Origin of the sequence: Streptococcus sp. 1055 (genome assembly GCF_013276815.1) — a bacterium.
Taxonomy (GTDB): Bacteria; Bacillota; Bacilli; order Lactobacillales; family Streptococcaceae; genus Streptococcus; species Streptococcus pseudopneumoniae.
This window is the reverse complement of record NZ_VMLT01000011.1, coordinates 1-22421: the sequence shown is the minus strand read 5'-3', so window position 1 is coordinate 22421 and position 22421 is coordinate 1. Positions and strand designations below refer to the sequence as shown.

36 protein-coding genes are annotated in these 22421 nt (G+C 40.7%); all 36 read left to right on the top strand.

Annotation, left to right across the window (positions count from 1 at the left end; genetic code table 11):
- Positions 1-9 precede the first annotated feature (9 nt).
- Positions 10-306 carry a hypothetical protein gene (locus HT699_RS01200; RefSeq protein WP_000391808.1) on the top strand — a complete coding sequence of 99 codons (297 nt, stop codon included), beginning with the start codon at positions 10-12 and terminating at the stop codon, positions 304-306.
- The gene (locus tag HT699_RS01195) at positions 299-1108 is read left to right on the top strand and encodes a phage replisome organizer N-terminal domain-containing protein (RefSeq protein ID WP_001289773.1); all 810 of its coding nucleotides are present in this window, start codon (positions 299-301) and stop codon (positions 1106-1108) included. The genes HT699_RS01200 and HT699_RS01195 overlap by 8 nt, the downstream gene beginning before the upstream one ends.
- On the top strand, positions 1096-1254 hold the full coding sequence (locus HT699_RS01190; protein ID WP_000511763.1) for a hypothetical protein: 159 nt from the start codon (positions 1096-1098) through the stop codon (positions 1252-1254). The genes HT699_RS01195 and HT699_RS01190 overlap by 13 nt, the downstream gene beginning before the upstream one ends.
- Positions 1248-2018, top strand: a complete 771-nt coding sequence (locus HT699_RS01185) for an ATP-binding protein (protein ID WP_000228207.1) — start codon at positions 1248-1250, stop codon at positions 2016-2018. Before HT699_RS01190 ends, HT699_RS01185 begins: the two co-directional genes overlap by 7 nt.
- Positions 2019-2032: 14 nt before the next feature.
- Entirely contained in the window at positions 2033-2227 is a 195-nt protein-coding gene (locus tag HT699_RS01180; RefSeq protein WP_023937071.1) for a hypothetical protein, read from the top strand.
- Positions 2227-2688: a class I SAM-dependent methyltransferase gene (locus HT699_RS01175; protein WP_119919602.1), complete on the top strand. Its 462-nt coding sequence runs from the start codon at positions 2227-2229 to the stop codon at positions 2686-2688. Before HT699_RS01180 ends, HT699_RS01175 begins: the two co-directional genes overlap by 1 nt.
- Before the next feature lie 9 nt (positions 2689-2697).
- A complete protein-coding gene (locus HT699_RS01170) occupies positions 2698-2925 on the top strand; it encodes a hypothetical protein (RefSeq protein ID WP_100127875.1) in 228 nt (75 codons plus the stop codon).
- Positions 2926-3011: 86 nt separating this feature from the next.
- Entirely contained in the window at positions 3012-3407 is a 396-nt protein-coding gene (gene ssb, locus HT699_RS01165) for a single-stranded DNA-binding protein (RefSeq protein WP_000609557.1), read from the top strand.
- A gap of 15 nt (positions 3408-3422) precedes the next feature.
- A complete protein-coding gene (locus HT699_RS01160) occupies positions 3423-3590 on the top strand; it encodes a hypothetical protein (RefSeq protein WP_000580654.1) in 168 nt (55 codons plus the stop codon).
- A complete protein-coding gene (locus HT699_RS01155; RefSeq protein ID WP_001105094.1) occupies positions 3577-3768 on the top strand; it encodes a hypothetical protein in 192 nt (63 codons plus the stop codon). The genes HT699_RS01160 and HT699_RS01155 overlap by 14 nt, the downstream gene beginning before the upstream one ends.
- Entirely contained in the window at positions 3758-4063 is a 306-nt protein-coding gene (locus tag HT699_RS01150; protein ID WP_023934263.1) for a hypothetical protein, read from the top strand. Before HT699_RS01155 ends, HT699_RS01150 begins: the two co-directional genes overlap by 11 nt.
- A gap of 157 nt (positions 4064-4220) precedes the next feature.
- A complete protein-coding gene (locus HT699_RS01145) occupies positions 4221-4481 on the top strand; it encodes a DUF1372 family protein (RefSeq protein ID WP_023940096.1) in 261 nt (86 codons plus the stop codon).
- Positions 4478-4885, top strand: a complete 408-nt coding sequence (locus tag HT699_RS01140) for a YopX family protein (protein WP_119919604.1) — start codon at positions 4478-4480, stop codon at positions 4883-4885. The genes HT699_RS01145 and HT699_RS01140 overlap by 4 nt, the downstream gene beginning before the upstream one ends.
- The gene (locus tag HT699_RS01135; protein ID WP_001113499.1) at positions 4878-5057 is read left to right on the top strand and encodes a hypothetical protein; all 180 of its coding nucleotides are present in this window, start codon (positions 4878-4880) and stop codon (positions 5055-5057) included. Before HT699_RS01140 ends, HT699_RS01135 begins: the two co-directional genes overlap by 8 nt.
- Positions 5008-5568, top strand: a complete 561-nt coding sequence (locus HT699_RS01130) for an Lrp/AsnC family transcriptional regulator (protein WP_031233722.1) — start codon at positions 5008-5010, stop codon at positions 5566-5568. Before HT699_RS01135 ends, HT699_RS01130 begins: the two co-directional genes overlap by 50 nt.
- A gap of 107 nt (positions 5569-5675) precedes the next feature.
- Entirely contained in the window at positions 5676-5855 is a 180-nt protein-coding gene (locus HT699_RS01125; protein ID WP_050207556.1) for a hypothetical protein, read from the top strand.
- Positions 5845-6075, top strand: coding sequence for a helix-turn-helix transcriptional regulator (locus HT699_RS01120; protein ID WP_000653363.1), 231 nt, complete (start codon positions 5845-5847; stop codon positions 6073-6075). Before HT699_RS01125 ends, HT699_RS01120 begins: the two co-directional genes overlap by 11 nt.
- A 70-nt stretch (positions 6076-6145) precedes the next feature.
- Positions 6146-6574, top strand: coding sequence for an ArpU family phage packaging/lysis transcriptional regulator (locus HT699_RS01115; RefSeq protein ID WP_023940104.1), 429 nt, complete (start codon positions 6146-6148; stop codon positions 6572-6574).
- 299 nt (positions 6575-6873) lie between these two features.
- Positions 6874-7416: a site-specific integrase gene (locus HT699_RS01110; protein WP_001028145.1), complete on the top strand. Its 543-nt coding sequence runs from the start codon at positions 6874-6876 to the stop codon at positions 7414-7416.
- 213 nt (positions 7417-7629) lie between these two features.
- Positions 7630-7926, top strand: coding sequence for an HNH endonuclease (locus HT699_RS01105; protein ID WP_000573817.1), 297 nt, complete (start codon positions 7630-7632; stop codon positions 7924-7926).
- A 118-nt stretch (positions 7927-8044) separates the two neighbouring features.
- Positions 8045-8383 (top strand): hypothetical protein, encoded by a 339-nt coding sequence (locus HT699_RS01100; protein WP_000393459.1) that lies wholly within the window; start codon positions 8045-8047, stop codon positions 8381-8383.
- Complete coding sequence (locus HT699_RS01095) at positions 8380-10020, top strand: terminase TerL endonuclease subunit (RefSeq protein WP_172930377.1); 1641 nt, start codon at positions 8380-8382, stop codon at positions 10018-10020. Before HT699_RS01100 ends, HT699_RS01095 begins: the two co-directional genes overlap by 4 nt.
- Positions 10021-10075: 55 nt before the next feature.
- Positions 10076-11224, top strand: coding sequence for a phage portal protein (locus tag HT699_RS01090; RefSeq protein WP_000506468.1), 1149 nt, complete (start codon positions 10076-10078; stop codon positions 11222-11224).
- A complete protein-coding gene (locus tag HT699_RS01085; protein WP_000152604.1) occupies positions 11205-11927 on the top strand; it encodes a head maturation protease, ClpP-related in 723 nt (240 codons plus the stop codon). The genes HT699_RS01090 and HT699_RS01085 overlap by 20 nt, the downstream gene beginning before the upstream one ends.
- An 18-nt stretch (positions 11928-11945) precedes the next feature.
- Positions 11946-13061, top strand: coding sequence for a phage major capsid protein (locus HT699_RS01080; RefSeq protein WP_000976936.1), 1116 nt, complete (start codon positions 11946-11948; stop codon positions 13059-13061).
- A gap of 13 nt (positions 13062-13074) precedes the next feature.
- Positions 13075-13365 (top strand): hypothetical protein, encoded by a 291-nt coding sequence (locus HT699_RS01075; protein ID WP_000401888.1) that lies wholly within the window; start codon positions 13075-13077, stop codon positions 13363-13365.
- Entirely contained in the window at positions 13358-13546 is a 189-nt protein-coding gene (locus HT699_RS01070; protein WP_000598693.1) for a hypothetical protein, read from the top strand. The genes HT699_RS01075 and HT699_RS01070 overlap by 8 nt, the downstream gene beginning before the upstream one ends.
- The gene (locus tag HT699_RS01065; RefSeq protein ID WP_000830391.1) at positions 13533-13922 is read left to right on the top strand and encodes a hypothetical protein; all 390 of its coding nucleotides are present in this window, start codon (positions 13533-13535) and stop codon (positions 13920-13922) included. Before HT699_RS01070 ends, HT699_RS01065 begins: the two co-directional genes overlap by 14 nt.
- Positions 13915-14313 (top strand): hypothetical protein, encoded by a 399-nt coding sequence (locus HT699_RS01060; protein WP_023937056.1) that lies wholly within the window; start codon positions 13915-13917, stop codon positions 14311-14313. The genes HT699_RS01065 and HT699_RS01060 overlap by 8 nt, the downstream gene beginning before the upstream one ends.
- Positions 14313-14693 (top strand): hypothetical protein, encoded by a 381-nt coding sequence (locus HT699_RS01055; protein WP_000588568.1) that lies wholly within the window; start codon positions 14313-14315, stop codon positions 14691-14693. Before HT699_RS01060 ends, HT699_RS01055 begins: the two co-directional genes overlap by 1 nt.
- Positions 14694-14709: 16 nt before the next feature.
- Positions 14710-15306, top strand: a complete 597-nt coding sequence (locus HT699_RS01050) for a major tail protein (protein WP_050261612.1) — start codon at positions 14710-14712, stop codon at positions 15304-15306.
- Positions 15307-15351: 45 nt separating this feature from the next.
- On the top strand, positions 15352-15645 hold the full coding sequence (locus tag HT699_RS01045; RefSeq protein ID WP_001151571.1) for a hypothetical protein: 294 nt from the start codon (positions 15352-15354) through the stop codon (positions 15643-15645).
- A gap of 248 nt (positions 15646-15893) precedes the next feature.
- Positions 15894-16124, top strand: a complete 231-nt coding sequence (locus HT699_RS01040) for a hypothetical protein (protein ID WP_000087358.1) — start codon at positions 15894-15896, stop codon at positions 16122-16124.
- A 56-nt stretch (positions 16125-16180) separates the two neighbouring features.
- Positions 16181-20356, top strand: a complete 4176-nt coding sequence (locus tag HT699_RS01035; RefSeq protein ID WP_172934036.1) for a phage tail tape measure protein — start codon at positions 16181-16183, stop codon at positions 20354-20356.
- Complete coding sequence (locus tag HT699_RS01030; RefSeq protein ID WP_079252851.1) at positions 20356-21054, top strand: phage tail protein; 699 nt, start codon at positions 20356-20358, stop codon at positions 21052-21054. Before HT699_RS01035 ends, HT699_RS01030 begins: the two co-directional genes overlap by 1 nt.
- The coding region (locus HT699_RS01025; RefSeq protein WP_172934035.1) for a phage tail spike protein at positions 21051-22421 on the top strand (1371 nt) is incomplete at its 3' end. The genes HT699_RS01030 and HT699_RS01025, both read left to right, overlap by 4 nt.

Below are 22421 nucleotides of genomic sequence, written 5' to 3'. Positions count from 1 at the left end.
GGTCAGGAAATGGAAGAATTGATTGAATCGCTGGATAACCTGATTATGATTGTTAAAGAACTGGAAGGAAGGGAATCAACTTCAAGACATTTTATTACGACATGGGAAAACGATTATAAAAATCTATTACTAGTCAAAGAATACCTAACAGACTATAAAAAACTAGCTAAGGACTATCGTGATGTGGAGCTTAAAAATAAGCTGCTAAAGATTGAAAAAATGGAGCTGGAAGGCAGGTACATCTATGAGGATATGCGAATGAAGTATCGCGCTAACCGTAGGAAGTGGGGTGCTAGGTATGTCTGAAATTAAGTGGATAAAAATCACAACCGATATTTTTGACGATGAAAAGATTTGCCTGATTGATGCCTTGCCTGATCCTGATGCCATCTTAGTGATATGGTTCAAGATTTTGACACTTGCTGGAAAACATAACAGTAATGGTTTGTTGATGATGACTGATAAGGTTCACTATACAGATGAAATGTTAGCTACTATTTTTCGTAGACCATTGAATACAGTAAGAATGGCTATTGGAGTTTTTGAACAGTTTGGGATGATTGAGATTATCGATGGTATTATTAGCTTGCCAAATTGGGAAAAACATCAAAACGTTGACGGAATGGAGAAAATAAAGGAACAGACACGCAACCGTGTAGCCAAATACCGTAAAAAACAGAAAAATCTTGCTCTTGGTAACGTTACAGGTAACGTTACAGTAACGGACGGTAACGCACTAGAAGAAGATAAAGATAAGAATAAGAATAGATTAGATAAAGATAAGAATAAGAAAAGAATAACTACTACTACTAGTAGTGGTGGTCAAGAAAATATCTTAGAACTTTTTCAATCTGAATTTCGTAGGCTCTTATCTGGATTTGAAATTGAAGAAATCAACCATCTCCTAAATGAGAATGATGTGGATTTGGTGAAAGAAGCATTGAAGACTGCTATTAACTCAGGAAAGCCGAACATCAAATATATTGGTGGGATTTTAAGAAATTGGCAGATGAACAATGTTACCACTGTTGAACAGGTTCGTCAATCAGAGAAAAAGAATAAGGATAAGAAAGAAGAACAGGAGGCCAAGGACGAATGGGGATACTAGAACTAATTGAACAATTCGAGATTGACTATTATCCGTTAAGCTACGAGAAGAAAACTCTTTTAGCAGACCAACCAATTCATCAAGTGGTTGCATGCTTGTCTGAAATGGCTAGCTGGCATGAATGTGGAGGTCGTCTGTCATGGTAGACAATGTGTTTGAGGAGATTGCCTTATCTTATCACAGGAATACAGAACAACAAGATGAGTTTTGCGAAAAGCATAACATTCCTTTGATAAAGATATTGCGGACTGAGAGTGTTGTATGCCGCATGTGTGAATCTGAGCGGATCCATGAGGAGAATCAAGCAAGAGTGAATGAACTGGCCGACGCTGAGAATGAGCGAGAGAGGAAATACTATCTTGAGAAGTTTTCTCTTTATGATGAGGTTTTGAAAAATGCGACTTTGGACAACTTTGAGACACCCACTGAAAAAGAAGCGGAAAAGCTAGCTTTTGCAAAGAGGATTTGTCGTGAGTGGTCTGAGGGGGCTAGGAACAACATCGTGTTACAAGGAGAAGCTGGAACTGGTAAGAGCCATTTGGCCTTTGCGATGGTTAAGGCTCTATCTGAGTACACGAAAGAGATTGCGATTTTTATCAATGTGACGGACTTGTTGATGAAGATTAAAGCTGATTTTAGTCAGGAAGAGTTTCTGGTCAATAAAATTGCCAGTGCTAAGTTCTTGGTTTTGGATGATTTGGGCATGGAAAAGGATAGTGAGTGGTCGTTTACTATCCTCTACAATATCCTGAATAAGCGTTCAAATACAATCATTACCACCAATTTGACTTCTGCTGATATTCAGAAAAGATATGGCAGACCCTTTATGTCCAGACTGATGAAGGGTGTAGATAAAGACCATTTGATGGTTTTCAATGACTTGACAAACAAGCGGAAGCACTATTTTTAGAATGGAGGTAGCTGATGTTTATTTTAAGACATGGAACAAGAGAGGATAAGCCCTTTCTGAGATCCGTGGTTATCGGAGTGACCGGCTTGGACATTTCATATTCTGAGGAGAAGAAAGCCATGCGGTTTGTTTCTCGTGGGGTAGCCGTACAGGTTGGAAAGGCTTTGAGGGGTTCCTTTGGGAATTTTTATCCCGTTGAGGTGGAGTGATGAAAGATATTAGAATACTAGATGCGTGTTGTGGCTCTCGAATGTTTTGGTTTAATAAAAAGCAACCACACACAACATACATGGATAGACGTGAAGAGGAATTTGAGATTCACAAAAAGAAAATCAATGTTAAGCCAGACATTGTTGCAGATTTTCGAGATATGCCATTTGATGATGAAACATTCAACCTTGTTGTATTTGATCCACCACACCTGCTATGGGCTGGTCAGAAATCATTCATGCGTGCGCAATATGGACAACTAGACTTGTTGACTTGGAGATTAGATTTACAACAAGGTTTTGAAGAATGTTTTAGGGTTTTGAAAACAGGAGGAACACTTATTTTCAAGTGGTCTGATGCTCAAGTAAATGTTAAAGAAATTTTGGAATTGGTTCCGCATCAACCACTTTTCGGTCAGCAACGTGGGACAACTCACTGGATGGCTTTTATGAAATTTTAGGAGGTATTGATGTTAAATCTTTACTTCGTCTATAACGGGCACTGCAAGTTTTACCTTGGGACGTTTGACAATGTCGATGATCTCATTGAGCAAATGGAAGATCATCAGTGGGCTTTCTCGGCTATCACTCAGCCAAGGTTTCAGAAGCACATTGGTCAGCGGACGACACGGTTTGACTATGGTACGAAGGATTGTTACTATTTAGCAACTTTTTCAGGAGGAGAAGAAAATGATTGAATTTATTAAAGAATTTGGAATAACTTTTCTGTGCTTTTTTATCGGTTACTCAGTTGTGGAATGTGCGACAGGAAAGGAAAAGAAAGATGATTAATAATGTTACATTGGTAGGGCGCTTGACGAAAGACCCTGAATTAAAATATACGCCGTCGAATGTGGCGGTTGCTACCTTTACTCTGGCGGTCAATCGGAATTTCAAGGGAGCCAACGGCGAGCGAGAGGCAGACTTTATCAACTGTATGATGTGGCGCAAGCAGGCGGAGCTATTCGCAGAATGGTGCAAGAAGGGTAATCTGGTCGGTGTGACGGGTCGCATCCAGACAAGGAACTACGAGAATCAGGAGGGGCGCAGGGTCTATCTGACTGAGGTGGTCGCAGATGGTTTTGAGCGACTTGAAAAGCGTGATGATACTGCTAACCGTTCGAATATTGAGGAACAAATGCCAGGATACGCCCTTGAGGAAGATGATTTTCCGTTTTAGTGGGAGGTAAGAAATATGATTGGAGTAACCTATCAGGAAATTCATCTCTTTGTTGAGTTTTTGAAAAAGCAGTATGGGCAAGGGCGTCCAGACTATATTGAAGCCCTGAACGACTTAGACGGTATGGTGGAAGTCTCCTATAGAGAAGCTATTGAAAGATTTTTAGACGATGAATTACGATAAACAGGTAGTAATCGAAGGACTGAAACGCACAATTGAGCAAAATGAAGAGAAGATAATCGAGTATTCGAAACCGTGCGATGCACGCAAGAGACGGATTAGAGCGCTGGAGCGCGATTTGTTGAAGAAAAAGAATAAAGAATTGAGGAAAAAAGTGGAGGAGTTGGAAGATGAAATATAAAGTGACAGAATACCATTCAGATTTTCAAGAAGAACAGACTGGCACTTGCGAATTGTGTTTTGGTACAGCGTGGGTTGAAAATGGTTCAATAACGGTTGAAGATGAAAATGGAACTGAAACAGAAATTTATTTAACTGTTTGGGATTGGGGCGATTACGACACAATCTACATTGATAATGTGGTTAATTTCTCAGCTTGGTTGCAAGAAAGGGAAGTTGACCCAATCGTTGAAGAAACCGAACGTTGGTCGTGGTTGCATGAATTGGTAGAAAAATATAATGAGGAGGTGGAGTGATGAGCCTTACGCTAAATAGCACAATTCGAGACTTAGTTTTGGCAATCGGAGAAGTTATCGTGGGTTCTGATGGTAAAACCACTACAGCGATACTGGAGATACCTGATCAAAGCTTTTACTTAGAGATTGAGCTTAAATTGAAGGAGGAGGTCATAGATTGAAACGATTCATAGCAATCTGGATTCTGCTATCTGCTGGACTAAACATCTGGCAGATGGACAGGATTGCAGAACTAGAAAAGAAAAAGCCGATGGTTATCTACAAGGCGGATAACGCAGGCGCTGAGATTTTCGGTAAAGTCGTCGAGAAAGGACGACACGGCAAGCTATATACGCTTACCATTCGTGATTACGGGGTGTTCGTGGTTACGAAGGACGTGTATGAGAAAGTGAAAGTTGGAGATGAGGTGATGTTATGATACCAAAATTTAGAGCGTGGGATAGACTGCGAAAAGAAATGAATTACAAAGTCATGGTAGGCAATTGTGATACAGATGACGAAAACTGGACTTGTCCTATCATTTGGATTGAAGAGAAAAAAGATTGGTTACATTTTGATGATTATGAATGTATCATGCAATCAACAGGACTCAAGGATAAGAACGGCAAGGAAATCTTTGAGGGGGATATTCTTGAAATTCAAGATGAAGGAGAAGTCCTTGGGAATGCAAAATTGACTTGGGATAATGAGCAAGCTGTCTTTATGATAGAAGCAATAAGTGTAGATGATATTGCGCCCTTTCATGAAATTCTTAGCGATGAAAGTTACTCTTATAGAGTCGTTGGCAACATCTACGAAAACAAGGAGTTACTAGATGCCTGACGTAGAATGGATTATGGAGAATTGCCATATGATGCGTGACAATGGTATCTGGGCAGGAGAGAAGCAGATTTCCTACGCTAGTCCAGATGGGCAATATACGTATTACGTAAACAAGCGTAAAGATGGCACTTATTATTTACATGGAGCGTATAAACATTATGGCAGGACGTAGATGGACAGAAGATGAGGTTGATTATCTGGAGTGGTACGTCTTGTCCAGAGAAGAGCATGATTTAACACAGGCTTGCAAGTTTTTGGATAGAAGTTACAACGCAGTTCGGTCAAAATTAGCCAAACTCCAGAAATACAATCCTAACTTGCAATTTAAGCCCAAATGGTCAGACGCAGATGATAGCTATATCCTGAAATACTACCAACGCTTTTCGTACAAGACCTTGGCTCGTATCTTAGGACGTAGTGAGAAAGCCATTCGAGACCGCATCCGAAAATTAGGGAAACGAAAAATTTTAGACTTGACTATATTTCACAAAGATGTAGTTTCGCTAGCCAATCAAGGTATAGCTGTAAAAGATATCGCACAAAAATTAGGACTACATTACAATCAGGTATATTACTGCTTGAATAAACATCAGATTCCTTACAAAAAGCGAGAGTTTAGAAATCAAAGTAACAATCTCGCTTGGAGGAATTTGAATGATATGATTTTTATGAGGAGGACTTAACATGACAGACAACATAAACAAACCAAGCCACTACCAAGGCGCAAACGGTCTGGAAGACCTGAAGAAAGCCAGAAAGAACCTTGATTGGCTGATTGAGGAGATGGAGCATGAGTGAATACGCTTTGTATGATGGCGACACCTTCATTACCATGGGCACTCTTGCTGAAATCAGCAAAGAAACAGGAATTGCCGAGAGGATGTTGAAGTATTACACTTTTGCATCTACACAAAAACGCCATCCGAATGGTAGGGCAGTCATAAAGATTGAGGTGGATGATGAAGGATAAATTAAATCCAAGACAAGCAAGTAGGTTTGCTTTCTTGCTAAAGCAAAAACGTAAGGAAAGGAAGTTGTCACAAGAAAAGTTAGCAGCTAAACTAGGCTATAGTCGCTACCTGATTGCTAAATGGGAGAAGGAGGAAAGTGTACCGAATATTTATAATGTAGAAGATATCTGTACTTACTTTGCTTTTCCTGCTGATATTATTCTCGGGAGTAGGGCATGAAAAAAGCCAGCACAGCTGACTCCTCATGGTATGGTTTTGCATAACTATTATATCATGAGGAGGAGTTCGTGTGCAAATAGAGTTATTGGATATCATCGATGAAAAGAAAACCAGAAAGGAAGCTATCAAAGTCCTAAAAAAATACAGTCGTCTGAGACGGATTGCTGGAGAAGAATACGCCCCCAAAATAACAATATCCTACTCGCTTGAACCAAAATCATCAAGTGGTCAGACAAGTAAGCAGGTAGAAAGCATGGTCTTGCGTAGAGTATCAGCTCAGCAGGATTTAGAACTAATCGCTAAAGCAATCAACAATCTTTCCGATATGGAATATACACGTATCCTAATCGAACGATATTGCAGGAAGAAAAGGAGGGAAGACTACAGCATCTACTCAGAACTAGGCTACTCATCTAGTGAGTATTATCGGATATTAAACAAAGCTCTACTAGAGTTCGCGGAGTCCTATCAAGCAAGCAACCTTTTGGTTTACAAGTGATTTCTGGGAAAATCTTGGGAAAAATCTGGGAAAATCTTGGGAGAATTGGAACGAAAAAAGGTGCTAAAATAGTATTATCCAATGATTGGGTAACGAACAGTCATGAGGACTCCTAAAAATACAGAGGTTTCGGCCTCTTAGACAGTAAGGACAGGTTAGCAGGTTGTTTGGGTCTCCTTGAAACTTTTACCAAGCGTGCGTTTTACTGCTAGACCAGCTGGTTCAATTCCAGCTACTGTCATATTCAATGCCACGACCAGTGGCTTTTTTTGATTATTTGAAAGGTGGTGATACTTGTTTTGAATATTGTAGAACCAATCAGGGATAAAGATGATATACAGGCTATGAAAGATTATCTGAGAGAATGGAATGAGCGTAATTATATTTTATTTCTTTTTGGTATCAATTCAGGTTTGCGAGTTGGTGACATTTTAAAAATTCGAGTAAAGGATGTTCAAGGTTGGTATATCAAACTGAAAGAACAAAAGACTGGGAAGAAGAAAAAGATTAAAATGACTAAAACTCTCAAACGTGAGGTTAGAGAGTATATACAAAATAAACCTCATCATCATTTTTTATTTCAAAGTAGAGTCGGAAAAAATAAACCACTTGATCGTAGGACTGTGGATTGGATTTTAAAAGTTGCTGCATCTGAGTGTGGTATTGAAAATATAGGAACTCATTCAATGAGGAAGACATTTGGATATCATTATTATAAAAAGACAAAAGATATAGCAATGTTGATGAGTTTGTTTAATCATTCATCACCAGCTATTACCTTAAGATATATAGGTATTCGTCAAGATCAACAGGACAAAGCGATGTCAAATTTTGGATTGTAGTTAACCAATTAGACATAACGAGTCAAACGCTAATTCATTTAGTGGATTACTGTATATCCTTATTGTGTTAGGCTTTTTGGCGACTGTTTGAATTAGACAGAATATAAGATATGTCTAATTGAACGCTAGAAAATATAGAGTAACAGCAATTTAAAATAAGTATCTTTAAGATAATTATTGACGAAAGATGTAATGGACAAAGAATATTAAACAATGATTGAAGTTTCAACTCGAGAAGAACGAAACCAGTTTTACAATTCCAGCGAGTGGAGAACGATAAGAAGGCAAGCACTTAAACGAGATCATTACGAATGTGTATGGTGCAGGGATGAAGGCAAGGTCACGACTACTAATTTAGAAGTTGACCATATCAAGGAGCTAGAGTTCTATCCAGAGTTCGCGCTTGATATCGATAACCTACGAACATTGTGCAAAGCATGTCATAATAAAAGGCATGATCGTTTTGATAAGAATGACAGAAATTTCCGAAAAGATGAATGGTGGGGTTAGGTGAACGAATCTTAAACACCCCCCGGTCAAAAAAATCAGGAAATTTCAAAGGAGCCAGTAAGCGGTCTGCACTCGACTGTCCAAATTTTTAACAAAAAATTAAAGGGGGTGGGGGGTAATGGAAGAATACTCGGAAAAAAATATAAAAGAATTAGAAAATCAGCTACTTTCTAAAATTGGCTATTTCAGTCCTAGAAAAAAGGATGCGATTCAGTATGAAAAAGTCAATCGCTATCTTTATCTTGTCCGGCTGCTTTATGAGCTGAAAGCTAAACTTCATGAAGACGGACTGGTCATCACTGTTCACAATGGACAACAAAGATTCCAAAAAGCGAATTCTCTCATCAAGGAAATCAACACAACCAGTAATCAGCTTTTGGCTATTGAGCGGTCGTTTGATTTTGATGTTGAAAATTCTCCTGTCGAGAAAGCTACGTCTGGAAGTGATCTGTTATGATTTCTCATCCGCTGGTTGATGACTACATCAAAATGGCCGAGAATGGAGAAGTTGTTGTCAACAAGGAAAGGAAGTTGCTGTTTAAAATCATCAAGGAGAAAATCTATCCTCGTGATGATTTGTATTTTGATAATGACTTGATTGATAAGTTCATTCGGTTTGCGGAAAAGAATTTTTTCCCTCTGGCTAAGTATCAACTTTTCTTGACACCGTTCATTTTTCTTTTTCGGAAGGTAGACGAGGAACCACACTTTGACGAGTATCTATACACACTTGCTCGTGGGGGTGGTAAGAATGGTTTTATGTCAGCAAGGTCATCGTTTTTTATCAGCCCTATCTACCCTATCAGAGATTACGATGTGACTATCACTGCTAACTCTGAGAAACAGGGTAAGGTTTCGTTTGAGGAAGTTTATGAGACTATCCAAAGGCGTGGTCTTGAGGACCATTTCTATCTGACTAAAATGTCTATCACAGGTCGAGCGAACAACTCGGTCTTTTCTTTTCGGACGAATAATCCGAAGACTATGGACTCTGCTCGTGATGGTTGTCTTGAGTTTGATGAGATTCACCAATTTGAAAATGATAAGGCTGTGAAGGTTCAAAGGTCTGGTCTTGGTAAGATTGCTCATGTCAGGACTTTCTACAACGGTACGAATGGGTATGTGCGCGAGGGGTTCTATGACAAGCTGATAGAGAAGTCTATGCAAATCTTGAATGGAGAGGTTGATGATTTCAGACTCTTCCCTTTTATCTGCAAGCTTGATAGTGCGGATGAGGTGGATGACATGAAGAATTGGCCGAAAGCAAATCCGATGTTGGATGAAAGCACGCCTTACGCTAAGAGGTTGCTTGCTAGAACTAAGGCTGACTATGATGACCTTGAGCTGGAGCCGTCTGGTCGTCAGGAGTTCATGACTAAACGGATGAATATTCCTGAAGCAGACCTTGAGAAAGATGTGACGACTCGTGAAAGATTACTTGCTTGTTTACGTTCGCCTGGTATTGACTTGTTGGGTAAGTCCTGTGTCGCAGGATTTGACTATGCTAGCATTCGAGATTTTGCGAGTGTTGGTTTGTTGTTTAAGAACGGAGATGAGTTTATCTGGAAACAACATTCATTTGCTCGTAAAGCATTTTTGAAAGCTTTTAAACTTAAAGCTCCTATTCAGGAATGGGCAGATAGAGGCTTATTTACAATTGTGGACGGCCCTAGTATTGACCCTCGTTTATTGGTCGAAAAATTGAATGAATGGAGTAAGTTTTATCAGATTGAGCTTGTATGTGCAGATGGTTTCAGAATGGACTTGTTAAAACCTCTTTTGGAAGAGGCTGGTTTTGAATATGAGTTCTTGAGAAATCCTGGGGCGATTCAATCCAAGGTTGCGCCAATCATTGAAGACGGATTTGCTAATGAACGATTTATCTTTGAGAATGATAATTCTATGATTTGGTATACGGATAATACCTACGTCAAAGAGGACAAGGATGGCAATAAGCGTTTCTTGAAGAAAGAGCCCGTCAGAAGAAAGACGGATGGTTTCCATGCCTTGATTGCTGCTCTATACAAACGTGAGCTTGTACATGAGTCGAACGTTGGGGAATTCCTCGATATGTTAGAGGATTGGGAGTTTTAATCTAAGAATAAATTTTGGGTGGTAGGTTGGTAATTGGATAGGAAGGAGGGGAAGCATGGGGTTCTTAAATTTATTTAAGCGTGATGCGCCTGATGTTGGTTTTGATTTTGAAGAGTTGGAACGAATGTTGGGGTGTTTGCAGTTAAAGAGTTTAGCGATTGATAAGTCGGCGGAGTTTGTGGCTCGTATCTTTGCTAAGTCGGAATTTCGGTATATGGTGGAGAATCATCATGTGACGTCAGACTGGGATTATATTTTAAATGTGCGTCCCAATAAGAATGAGTCGGCCTCGGAGTTCTGGCAGAAGGTCATTTATCGCTTATTGACGAAAAACGAAGTACTCATTGTTTTGTCTGATGATAAGCAGTTACTGGTAGCTGATGCTTTTACTCGTAGGCGTTATGCTCTGTATGATGACACCTTTGAGATGGTGTCTGTCGGGGATTATACATTTCAGAGGAAGTTTGCTATGAGTGATGTCATCTTTCTTCAGTATAATAACAATCGCTTGCAAGAATATGTATCTGACTTGTTTTCTGATTATGAAAAACTACATACTCGTCTGGTGGAAGCCTTAGCTAGAAATAATCAGATCCGTGGGGTTCTGGCTACAAAAGCGAATGGAACTTTTGATGAGGATAAGAGAAAGAAACTGCAGAGATATGCGGACAATCTTTTTAAGTCCTTTACGTCTAAGACGGTTGCCATTGTACCGACAATGGATGGTGTGGAGTATTCGGAGTTGACCAATACGGTAGGAACTACAAATCTATCAGTTGAAGAGTTGAAGAAACTGAGACGTCAATTTGATGACGAGGTTGCGGATATATTAGGTTTGCCGACGGCTTTGATGCATGGAGATATGGCTGATTTGTCTAATAGCCAGAAGATGTTTAACAGTTATTGTTATGAATCGCTGGTTAAAAAAGTGGGTGACGCTCTAAACCATGCTATGGTGAGTTCGGCTGGATACGCTAATCAGAAAAAATTTGTGATTTTTGGTGAGGGGGGACTGGATAAGTTTGCTCTGGCTGAGAACATAGATAAACTCATCTCATCTGGGGCTATGACTCGAAATGAGGTGAGATTGGAACTTGGTCTTGAGGCTGTTCCTGGTGGGGATTCTTTCCTTATCACTAAGAACTATCAGGGTGAAAACGAAATAGAGAAAGGAGGAAATGAGGATGACAATCATTCAGATTAAGGGAGCGATTGTATCCAATGATGACCGCTGGTTTTATGATTGGCTAGACATGGATGCAACTGCTCCTAAGGATATTGTATTGCCGACGACGGGAGAAGATGTGGAGGTGCACATCAATTCTGGTGGTGGTGATGTGTATGCTGGTAGTGAAATCTATACAGCATTGCGTGCTTATCAGGGGCATGTGACGGTGAAAATCGTGGGGATTGCTGCTAGTGCTGCGAGTGTTATCGCTATGGCTGGTGATCAGGTGGAAATTAGTCCTACAGCGCAAATCATGATCCATAATGTATCTGCTGGTGTACGTGGTGACCATAAGGCGCTCTTGCATGAGGCTGGTGTGTTAGAAGGGTTTAATAAGTCCATCGCATATGCCTATATTGATAAGACTGGTAAGGCATTAGATGATTTACTGGATCTAATGGAGGGTGAAACGTGGTTTGATGCTCGTTCTGCTGTTAATCATGGCTTCGCAGATAAGGTCATGTTTGAAAGTCAGGAAGCTCCTGTCTTGGTAGCTAGTCAGACACCTGTGATTCCTCGTGATTTTATCGAAAAAATCCGATCTGCGATGACCCCAGATGTGGAGTTATTGGCGGACTTGGTTCGTGATAGGTTGAATAACAGTTTACCTATCCCAGAAGATAAGAAAAAAGAAGACAAGACGGCTGAACCTGTGGGGTTGGGTCGTTTCCCATTTTAAGAAAGGAAATAAAAAACAATGATGAAACTTGGTAATGAATTTACAACTGCTCGTCAGAACTTTATGAATGCAGTAGAAACTGGTGCTCCTATGGAGGAGCAAAATAAGCTCTATAACGAGATGATTGAGGCATTGACAGATAAGTTGCAAGATGATGCTCGAGAAGCTGCTCGTAAAGAAATCGCAACTATGAATCCATACGATGCACAGTTGACTGCTGAAGCTCGCGAATTTTTCAACAACATTGAGAAACTTCCTCCCAAAGGAATTGAGAAATTGTTCCCTCAGGAAACAATTGACCGTATTTTTGAGGATATGGTGGCAGCCCGTCCACTTCTTCAACACATCGGCTTGCGTAATGCTGGTATTCGTTTGAAATTCCTCAAGTCTAGTCGTACAGGTCAAGCGGTTTGGGGTAAAATCAATGCTGAAATTCAAGGACAATTGAAACAAGAATTTGCTGAAGAAGAAGCGATTCAGTCTAAATTGACTGCTTTTGTTGTAATCCCTAAAGACTCTGAAAAGTTTGGTCCTGCTTGGCTACAGTCTTACGTATCCATTCAAATTACAGAGGCCTTTGCAGCTGCTCTTGAAGCTGGTTATTTAAATGGTGATGGGGACAACAAGCCTATCGGGTTGTCTCGTACTCTTACAGGGACTGCAGAAAGTGAAAAAGTAACTTATGCTGAGAAACAAGCTCAGAAAAAACCATTGACTTTCGCAGACTCTGCTACCGTGGTAAAAGAGTTGACGGAGGTTTATAAATACCATTCTACAAAAGCTGACAATACCACTCCTGTTGCAGTAGAAGGTAATTTGGTTATGGTAGTGAACCCTGTAGATGCCTGGGATGTGAAGAAGCAATATACGTCTCTCAATGCTCAGGGTGTATATGTAACAGCTATGCCTTATAACCTCATCTTGGTTGAGTCGGTTGCTCAAGCGTCTGGTAAGGTGACTACATTTGTCAAAGGTCGCTACGATGCCTTTGTAGGTGGGGGGATTGAATTTGGACGATTTACCGAAACCTATGCTTTAGAAGACTTGAATCTCTACACTGCTAAGCAATTTGCTTATGGTAAAGCGCATGATGAAAAGACTGCTGCTGTGTGGACACTGAATATTGGAAAATAAAAGGTGACTAAGGATGGAGATTGAAGCTAAACTTCATTCCCTCCTTGATCCTTTTAAGGAGCGGATGAGAATTTTTCATAGCGGAGAAGATGCGAATCTCTCACGGATGTTAGAAAGTTCTCAAATGGTTATTACCCGCTTGGTAGGAAGTGGGAATATACACGATCATCAAATAAGGGAACTTATCTTAGAACGTGCTCGCTATGTCTATAATGACCAAGTTGAATTTTTTTACGAAAATTTCAAAGCGGATATTTTAGCATTATCGTTAGATAAGATAGAAATGGAGGATAGTGATGATTAAGGTATTAAAAGAGTTTTATGACCTCAAGGAGGGAGTCCTTAGGCAAGTCGGAGAAAGGTTTGAAGCGACAGAAGAACGATTTGCTGAGCTAAAGGAACATTTACCTGACTATGTCGAGTTGGAAAAGTCGTCCAGAAGTCGTAGCTCTAAGGAAGTAGTGAGTGTAAATGAAGAGGAGTGAGGGACCAAGCTATCGTTACAAAAAGCCTGAGTCTCAAAATGGAGACCTGAGAACTCCCCTGACTTTCTATACCTCTAAAATAAAAAAAGGGGTTGATGGTCGTGATGTGAGTTACGAGAAGGCTTTTTATACGATGGGGCAAACTTATTCTCCAAGTATGAAAGACGTTGAGATTGCAACTGGAAAAGCGATGAAAGCTAAGATGACTTTGAAGATTCGTGACCCTCTGACAGATTATCAGCCTGAAAATCGGCATTTTGTCGAAGTGGGGGATATCCGTCTAGTTGGTAAGAAATGGCAAATCATTGATGTCCGTCCTGATTTTGCTAATCGGGATTTTTTGATTGTCCTTATCGGAGGTGGTCGTGATGTCTAGTGGAGCTAATCTAAAAGGATTTGATGATATTTTGAGGAATATTGAGGCTCGACTAGGAGAGCCGGTAGTTCGTAGAAAGGTCAACAGAGCCTTGAAGGAGACGGTTGAGGAGTTTGAGCCAACTTTCAAACGGGCTATGGCGGTGTACGCTGACACTGGGAAGACGGTTGGTGCGGTCGTTCATGGGAATGTGACTGGTACATCCAGCGGAGTTCCAATGGTTAAATTAGGTTTTAAAAGTCCTCGTTGGACTCTTATTCACTTAAATGAATTTGGCTATGCAAAGAATGGGCATCCTCGTGGTTTCGGAGTCATGCGCCGCTTTTTTGAAGCGAGTAAGCCGGTCTTTAAGTCTAAAGTCGGCATGAAGTTAAAACAGGAGTTTTTGTAATGATTAAAGACAAATTAACTGAACTCTACGATGCTTTGGAAGAGGATGAGTCTTTATCTGGTATTAGTATCAAGTCTTTTGAGCGTCCTGAGAGCTTGGGAGATGACGAGACCAGTATTGTCATTATCCCTGTAGGGCCTCCAATGCAGACGGCTCACGGTAGTAATACTAGTTTGGCTAAGACTTTTCTCTATCAAATCAATGTAGAGTCTACTAATCGAGTGGAGTGTAAAGAACTCCAAGGAAGAATTGAAAAAATAATGGAAGAACAGGGATTTTATCAGACTGAAGGTGGTTTGGAACAATGGATTCCTGATATTAAGCGCTATGTAGACGTTCGGACTTATCGTGGTATGAGCGCTCTATATGAGAAATACTAGAAAGAAGGAAAAAGAAATGACAGTAAAAGGAACTGCACTTATCGGACTTAAATCAGTCACCATTCGTGTGCATGATGGACAGACTCCAACGGTTGGACAGAACCTCTTCACGCTAGAAGGTAAAGATAATGAAGGGGCTACACAGACCGCTAGAGTAACTGGATTATCTAGTGACCCTGTAAAGACTTATGGTAGTAATGTGGCTTATCACGTCTCCAATCGAGGAGTCGGTGATGTTAAGGTAGATATGGGCTTGCTTGATGTCCCATTAGCTTTATATACGAATGCTTTGGGGTATGGCGATGATGATGGTATCTATTACTTCGGTGCAGACACAGTTGCCAAGAATGTTTCCATTCTCATTGAAAGTAATACTGCTGATGGGGAACCTGTTTACTATGGTTTTTATAAAGGTCAGCTTTCTATGGATGCTATTGATTTTGAAACGCTCAAGGATAAGGCGAATGAGTTAGCTACTACTAGTGTGAATTTCACTGCGACAGCTAGTTCAGACGTTGCAACTAAGGGGCGTTATGGTGCTATTGTTTATGGTTCAGATGCTGAAAAGTTGAAGAAATTGAAAGGTCAACTAAACATAACCGCTGCGGGGTAGAAGGAGGGCGAAAGCTCTCTTTTACTTTTTTAGAAAGGAAAGTATATGGCTAAGGTTCAATTTACAATTAAAAATGACAAGGGAGAAGATGTCCTAAAAAAGAGCAAAGAAATCACAACTCGTGATTATCGTGACTATTTGGTCATGAACGAATCCTTGACAAGTGATTTATCTGAGGTAGAGAAGCTTGATAAGCAGTTGGGATTTATTGCTAGTTTGTTTGATGATGTGACAGTAGAACAATTACTAGAATACACAGATTTTGCGAAAGTGATTTCTATTTTTACAGCAATTTATGCTCATCTGGTAGGTGATGTAGACCCAAAGGAAAAGAGCTAGCACCTGGGCAAGCGATCAAACGTTTTTATGGTTTTGTCAAGCAAGTTACAGAGGGTCCTTATGGAATGAGCATTCGCGATGTGATGGATACGAGTTGGGAGGACTTGATGGGGGTCTTGGGAAGTCTGGAAACGAGTGAACAAGAAGAAGTGCTTGACTTGGCAGATTTTTTAGAAAGTCTCTAGGTCAAGACTTTACAAATCAAAGGCTTAGGAATATAATAGAGATATGTAAGGGAGGTGGAAGAAATGTCTCGAAAAGAAAAAGCATGTAGAAGATATTGGTTTTGGTTTACCATTTTTATCCTTTATCTTGCTTTTGGCTTGTATTGTATTTGTACAAATTTTGTAGATATCTTTGGTATGCTCTTGCTATCACCCTTTATCTTTGCTTCCCTGCCACTCTATGCTTATCTATTTCTTGGTATGTTTATCTGGGCTTTTATGAACATGGCAATGGATGATTTTTATAAAGAATGATGAAAAGTCCGTAAGGGCTTTTTTCTTTGCTCTGAGGAGTTAGGAAGGAGAACAAGATGGCAAGCGGTACGCCGTTAGGTCAGATGTATATCGAGCTAGGGTTGGACGTGTCAAAGTTCAGTCCTACTCTAACTGGTGCAAAAAACGCTGTAAAGTACTTTCAAAATAATGTCCGTTCTTTGGACAGTACTTTAAAAGGCAATGAAAAAAATGCTAGCTTACTTCAAGCAAAATACAAGACTTTAGGACAAGCCATTGATTCACAACGTAAAGTTTTGGATGAGATGAAGAAAAGTTTTGATAAACTTGAACCGGGGACAGCTAAATTTGACAAGGCTGCTGCTGATATTCAGCGTGAGAATGCTAAGTTGGCAGTAATGGAAGGTCAGCTACGCGGTGTTGAAAAAGCTTTGCAAGATGTGGGGCGTGAAAATAGTTGGTCTGGTAAGATGGATACCTTGAGTGAAAATTTTGCAAAAGGTGGAGAAAAATTGCGGGCTATGGGCGATGCAATGAAGCCTGTGTCTGCTGCTTTATTAGCTGGTTTTACGCTTTCTACTAAGAAAGCTATTGACTTTGAAAGTCAGATGAATACAACTAAATCTCTGTTAGCAGATACTATTCCAACAGCGGATGAACTGAACAGTACCACACAAAAGCTGGGTGAAAGTTCAAAAAATTGGGCGAAGCAGTATGGGATTTCTACTGCATCTATCAATGAAGGGATGCAAGAAATTATCAAGAAAGGTTTTGATGCCAATCAGACAATCGAAGCCATGCCTGCTATCCTAGACGCTGCAAAGGCGTCTGGTGAGGACTTCAATACGGTTATGAACGCCACTACGAATATTTTGCAACAATTTGGGCTATCTACTCAGGATACAGAGCGAGTAACCAATAGCTTAACCTTTGTCGCCAATAAAACGGCTGCTGGTTTTGCTGATATGGGGGCTGCAATGGAGTATGTTGGTCCCGTTGCTAAAAACGTTGGTATGAACTTGGAAGAGACTGCCGCTGCTGTTGGTCTTTTGTCCAACAATGGTATTGCTGGTGAAAAGGCTGGTACGGCTCTGCGTGGAGCTTTAACAAGGCTACTGAAACCATCAGAGCAAAATGCAAATGCAATGGAGAAGCTTGGTTTTTCTGCAGAAGAATTTCGTAGCGGCGCGATTAAGCTACCTGATATTTTGGATCGTATCAAAAAGAATACGGAAGGGATGACAGATGCTCAGAAATCGGCCTTGATTGCTACAGCCTTTGGTACAGAAGCTCAGACAGCGATGAATATCTTGGTTGACCAAGGTGGAGATGCGTTGCGTAATCTTGCTAACGAAACCAAGGGGGCGACAACTTATACCAAGGATTTAGCAAATGAATTATCTAAGTCTTCTAAAAATGGTGTGGAACGTTTTAAATCTAGTTTAGAAGTTTTACAGATTAACATTGGTCAGAAATTATTACCATTACTAACTCCTGTGATTGATAAGGTGAACCAATTTATCGACTGGCTAAGTAAGGCTCCTCCAGCCGTACAGAGCTTGGCGGTTGGTATTGGTGGTTTTTTGGCTCTGGGCTACCCTTTCTTGAACTTTCTAGGCAATGGGGCGACGGCTCTTAGTATTTTGATAAAACATGCCGGTAAATTAGAAGGACTATTAAAGGGCGGTCTCGGTCTTGCTAAATTGACAGAGCGTGCTGGTAAATTAAAAGGACTTTTACAAGGTGGTCTCGGTCTTGCTAAGGTAGGAAGCGAAGCTACTGTTTTAGCGGAAGGAGCTGGCGCTGCTGCATCTAGTTCTAGTCTCTTGTCTGGAGCCATTGGGGCTTTGACAAATCCTATTGGTTTGCTGGTGGGTGGTGCTGCTTTACTAGCTGGAGGATTGGTCTATCTAGGACATAAGAAAGACGAGGCTCGCATTAAGGCGGAGGAATTTGGGTCTCAGTTGAGTGATACTGCAAGGAAAGAGTTAAGAGATTTCCAAAGTAAGGTAGATGATACCAGTACAGCAGTAGCCAACTTTGGAACCCACGCTGGCGATGCTGAAAAAGTTTCTGAAGCTTTTCGAAAACTTCATGAAGAGGTAGCAGCAGGTGCTGAAAAAGCTAATCAACGTATGGAAGAATTAGCTAAAAAGTTGGGGTTTAGCGATGAAGAAATCGCTAAAATGAAAGTAAAAAATGACCAAGTTGTTTCAAATACCGATGCAATGGCTAATCAGGTCAGTGAAATCTACAAACGTCATAATGGAGACGCTAGCAAGTTTTCTCAAGAAGAAAAAGAAATCGTCTTAAACAACCAAAGAGAGATGATCAAAGCTAGAATCGAAATGATGGAATTATCTGGCGAACAACAAAAGGCTGCGCTTCAGGCTCTGAATGGAGAGATTGGTAGTTTAAATGAAACGCAATTAAAGCACACAAGAGATGTTTTGAAGAAGGCTCTGGATGAAGAAAATCAGTTATACAAAACCTCAAAAGATGGATTGAAACAACTCTTAGATGCCAAACGTATCGATCAAGAAACTTACAATAAAAAAATTCAAGAACTTGAAACAAACCACCAGCAAACCATGGAAGCCTTAGGTACTAAGTATTACCAGGTTATGCAAAACCTTGACGCTAAGGTAAAAGCTCGAACTGGACAAAGCTGGAACTACTGGGAAGAAGCTAAAAAGGTTCTGGAAGAATATGGTTTGTCTTATGAAGTAATCGGTCAAAAGGCAGCAGAAGCTTCTCAAAAAATGGGTGATTCCCATAGCATTCTTGCTAAGTATACTAGTGATATGAGCAAGGAAACGAGAGAAGCGAATGATGCTTGGTCTTTGCTCGTCGGAAACATTGATGAAAACAACAATTTTGTCATTAAATCAAACGTAAAAGAAGTGATTGGGGAAGCGACTAAATCTGCTGAGGGTTGGGAGCAATTGCAATTTATTGTTAAAAATGCGAATATCAACTCAAATGCTCGGGTAACGATTGCTGAAGCTCTCGTTGAGTCTGGTAAGTGGTCAACCATGACACTGGAAGAAAAACAGTTGATTGTCCAAAATCAAGCAGGACTGCAAGCTATCTTTGATAGTGAAAACCATCTTAGAATCTGGAACAGTATGCCTGCTGAAGTCAAGCAACTGCTTTTGGAAAATACAGATGTGATGAATAAGGCTGAGGAAGCTTCCAAAGCGCTCTATAACTATGATGCCTTGACTCCTAAGCAGAAAGAGTTGCTGGCTACGGATGAGAATTTCAGAAAGGCTGTTGCTCGTTCGACTGACACGCTAACAACTTGGAATGCAACTACTCCATTTACAAAAGATTTGAAACTAGATCCTACAAATGTTTTGAACAACGGGCAATTGTCAATCGATAAAATCATGGCTTGGAATCTATCTAATCCAGAGAATAAGTCATTAAATGCTACTGACAATACTAGTGAAGCAGTTGCTAGTGCAAAAGCGAGTGTGAACTCTCCGAAACAGGAAAAACCAATTGATTTACTTGCGAAAGATCAGACTGCAGGCGTTAGAAATGAGACGAGTGCGGCTATTAATGCGATTAAGCAACATAATCCAGTAGATATCCTTGCTAAAAATAGCACTTCCAGTACTGTCAGCGAGGTCAAAAGCGTCGTTAATAGCATTCAAGACAAAACGGTTACAATCAACGCTCAAGATAATGCGTCTGGCGTGCTTGCAGGCATTAGGACTTGGATTACTAGGGTAACTGGTGATTTCTTTACCAATGTTTTTGCTAGTCGGCATGCCCACGGTACCAACTATCACCCTGGTGGTCTTGCTATGGTCAATGACCAACGCAATAGTACCTACAAGGAATTGGTTACTCTTCCAGATGGTAGGAGCTTCATTCCTGAGGGGAGGGATGTTCTTCTTCCTCTTCCTAAAGGGGCTAAAGTTTTGCGGGCGGATAAGACCAAACGCTTGATGCGTGAGATGGGGGTTCCTAAATATGCTGCAGGAGTTGGCATTCCGAGTGATGCTAAATTCCTTCGTGAGATGGAAGAAGCACAAGCTAAAATAGTGGTGCAAACAAAAGGAGATACAAATAGTAAAGACAGCGATAAAGTCGTGTCTGAGATAGCGATTCTGAGAGCAAGTATGGAGAAGATCCTTACCGCTATCCTTGAAAAGCCGTCAGATACTTACCTGGACGCTGATAAAATTTCAATGAGCGTCTACCAACGTCAAGGTGCGATTTACGCTAGGGAGGGAATGTAATGTTTTACATGATTATCAATGGTTTCAATACATCAACTATCCCTCACTGCGTGGTGACGGATTTTGGTCAGGTGGAGGCAGCTAAACCTAGGGTGGTTGAAGATGCTAACCTCTACGGAGCAAACGGAAGTTATCGAGTGCTGGATGGTGGCTATGAGAGTTATGAACGGACTTTTTCGTTCTATATTCCTAAGTTACTGGATGTTTCGACTATCGTGGAGAAATTTCAGCCTAAGGACAATGTGCTGGAGTTTAGCTACCAGTTGGGTTCTGTCTTTTATGCGGATTTTATTGGTGCAACCTATAGCCCTCATGGGATGCATGCCTGGAAGCTAGAGCTTAAGCTGAGTATGCAACCGTTCCGCTATCAGAAAAATCTTGCTCCTCTTATTTTTACCGCAAGCGGTAATGTCAACAATCCAGGCTCTGTCTATAGTGAGCCTGTGATTGAGATTGAGGGAGACGGAGATATTTCTTTGACTATCGGAAGGACAACTATGCACTTGACCATTAGACGAAAAGTGACCATTGATTGTAGGCATAAGAAACAGAATATCTATAATGCAGATGGCGCGGTTCAAAATACTTTACGTAAACGTGGAGGCTTCTTTGAGTTGGCAGTTGGTAATAACGGTCTGGTCTTTACTGGTGCGGTTCGTAAGGTCACAGTTCGGCCGAATTGGAGGTATATTTTATGATTTATCTTACAGAGGGAAATAGGCCTTTAAACGAGGCCTACAATGATGAAATTGTCCATTTTGGGAACAATACCTATCAACTGACCTTTCGTTTTCCTACATCGGATCCCAAGTGGGAATTGCTGAAAGAGGAAACCTTTCTGACTGCAGATGATCTGCATGGTGAGCAGGATTTTTATATTTTTGAGGTTGAAAAGCAACAAGGATATATTCAAGTCTATGCCAATCAGGTTATCAGCCTGTTAAATAACTACATCGTCAGCTCTATTGAGGTTGACCGTGTCAGTGGTACAAGGGTGTTGAGTGCTTTTGCTGGTAGTATTACCAGAGCCAATCCTTTTTCTTTTTTCTCTGATATTGATGATAGGCATACGCTCAACATCAAGGACAAGAATGCCATGGAGGTCTTGGCCAAAGACAAGCACTCTATCCTTGGTCAGTGGGGCGGAGATATGGTGCGAAACGGTTACAACTTACGTTTGTTGAAGAATGGCGGTTCAGAAAATGAATCGCTTTTTATGTACAAGAAAAACTTGTCCAGCTACCAGCACAAGACCTCAACGAAGTCTTTAAAAACTCGGATAACCTTTAAAACGACTGTTAAGGGCGAGGGAGAAAATGCGGTTGACCATGATTATATGGTGGTGATTGACAGCCCCTTACTTGGGAACTATAGCCAAATCTACGAAGATGTGGTGGAAGTCAATGACCAAGATGTGACAGATGAGGCTAGCTTGATTGAATACGGTAAGCAGTATTTTCGGACGAGTATGTGCGACATGCTAGAAGATAGTCTTGAAATCTCGGTTGTCGGCCAGAGCGATGTAGCGGTTCGGATGTTCGATGTGGTCAGTATCTACCATGAGTGGTACGGTCTTGATGTTCGTAAGAAAATCACCAAATATACCTATTCGCCAATGGCAAAACGCCTAAAATCAATAGGTTTTGGGACCTTCCAGTCCAGTCTTGCAAATGCGATCGGTGGGATTGTAAATGATGCCGTTTTGAATGAAAGCCGAAATCTGCATCAGATTTTTGAAGAACGTTTGAAAAAGGAAATCGCCAACGCTGACCGTGCTTTTGACGCTGAATTTACTAAGCGTGAGAAAGCTATCACGGATGCCATCGAACTTGCCAAGGCTAGGGCGGAAGAAGTCAAGCAAGAAGTGTCTGACACTATCAATCAGCGTTTCAATAGCTTTCATGATGAACCTTTACGAGAATCAAGGCGCAAGGCTGAGGAAGCTTTGAAACAAGCTGGCGCAAGTAGCTCTCTTGCTCAGGAAGCCAAGCGGATTGGGCTGGATTCTGTTGCTAGACTTGAAGCGTTTAAATCGCAGACTAGGAATGCTCAGACGGCTTTGTCG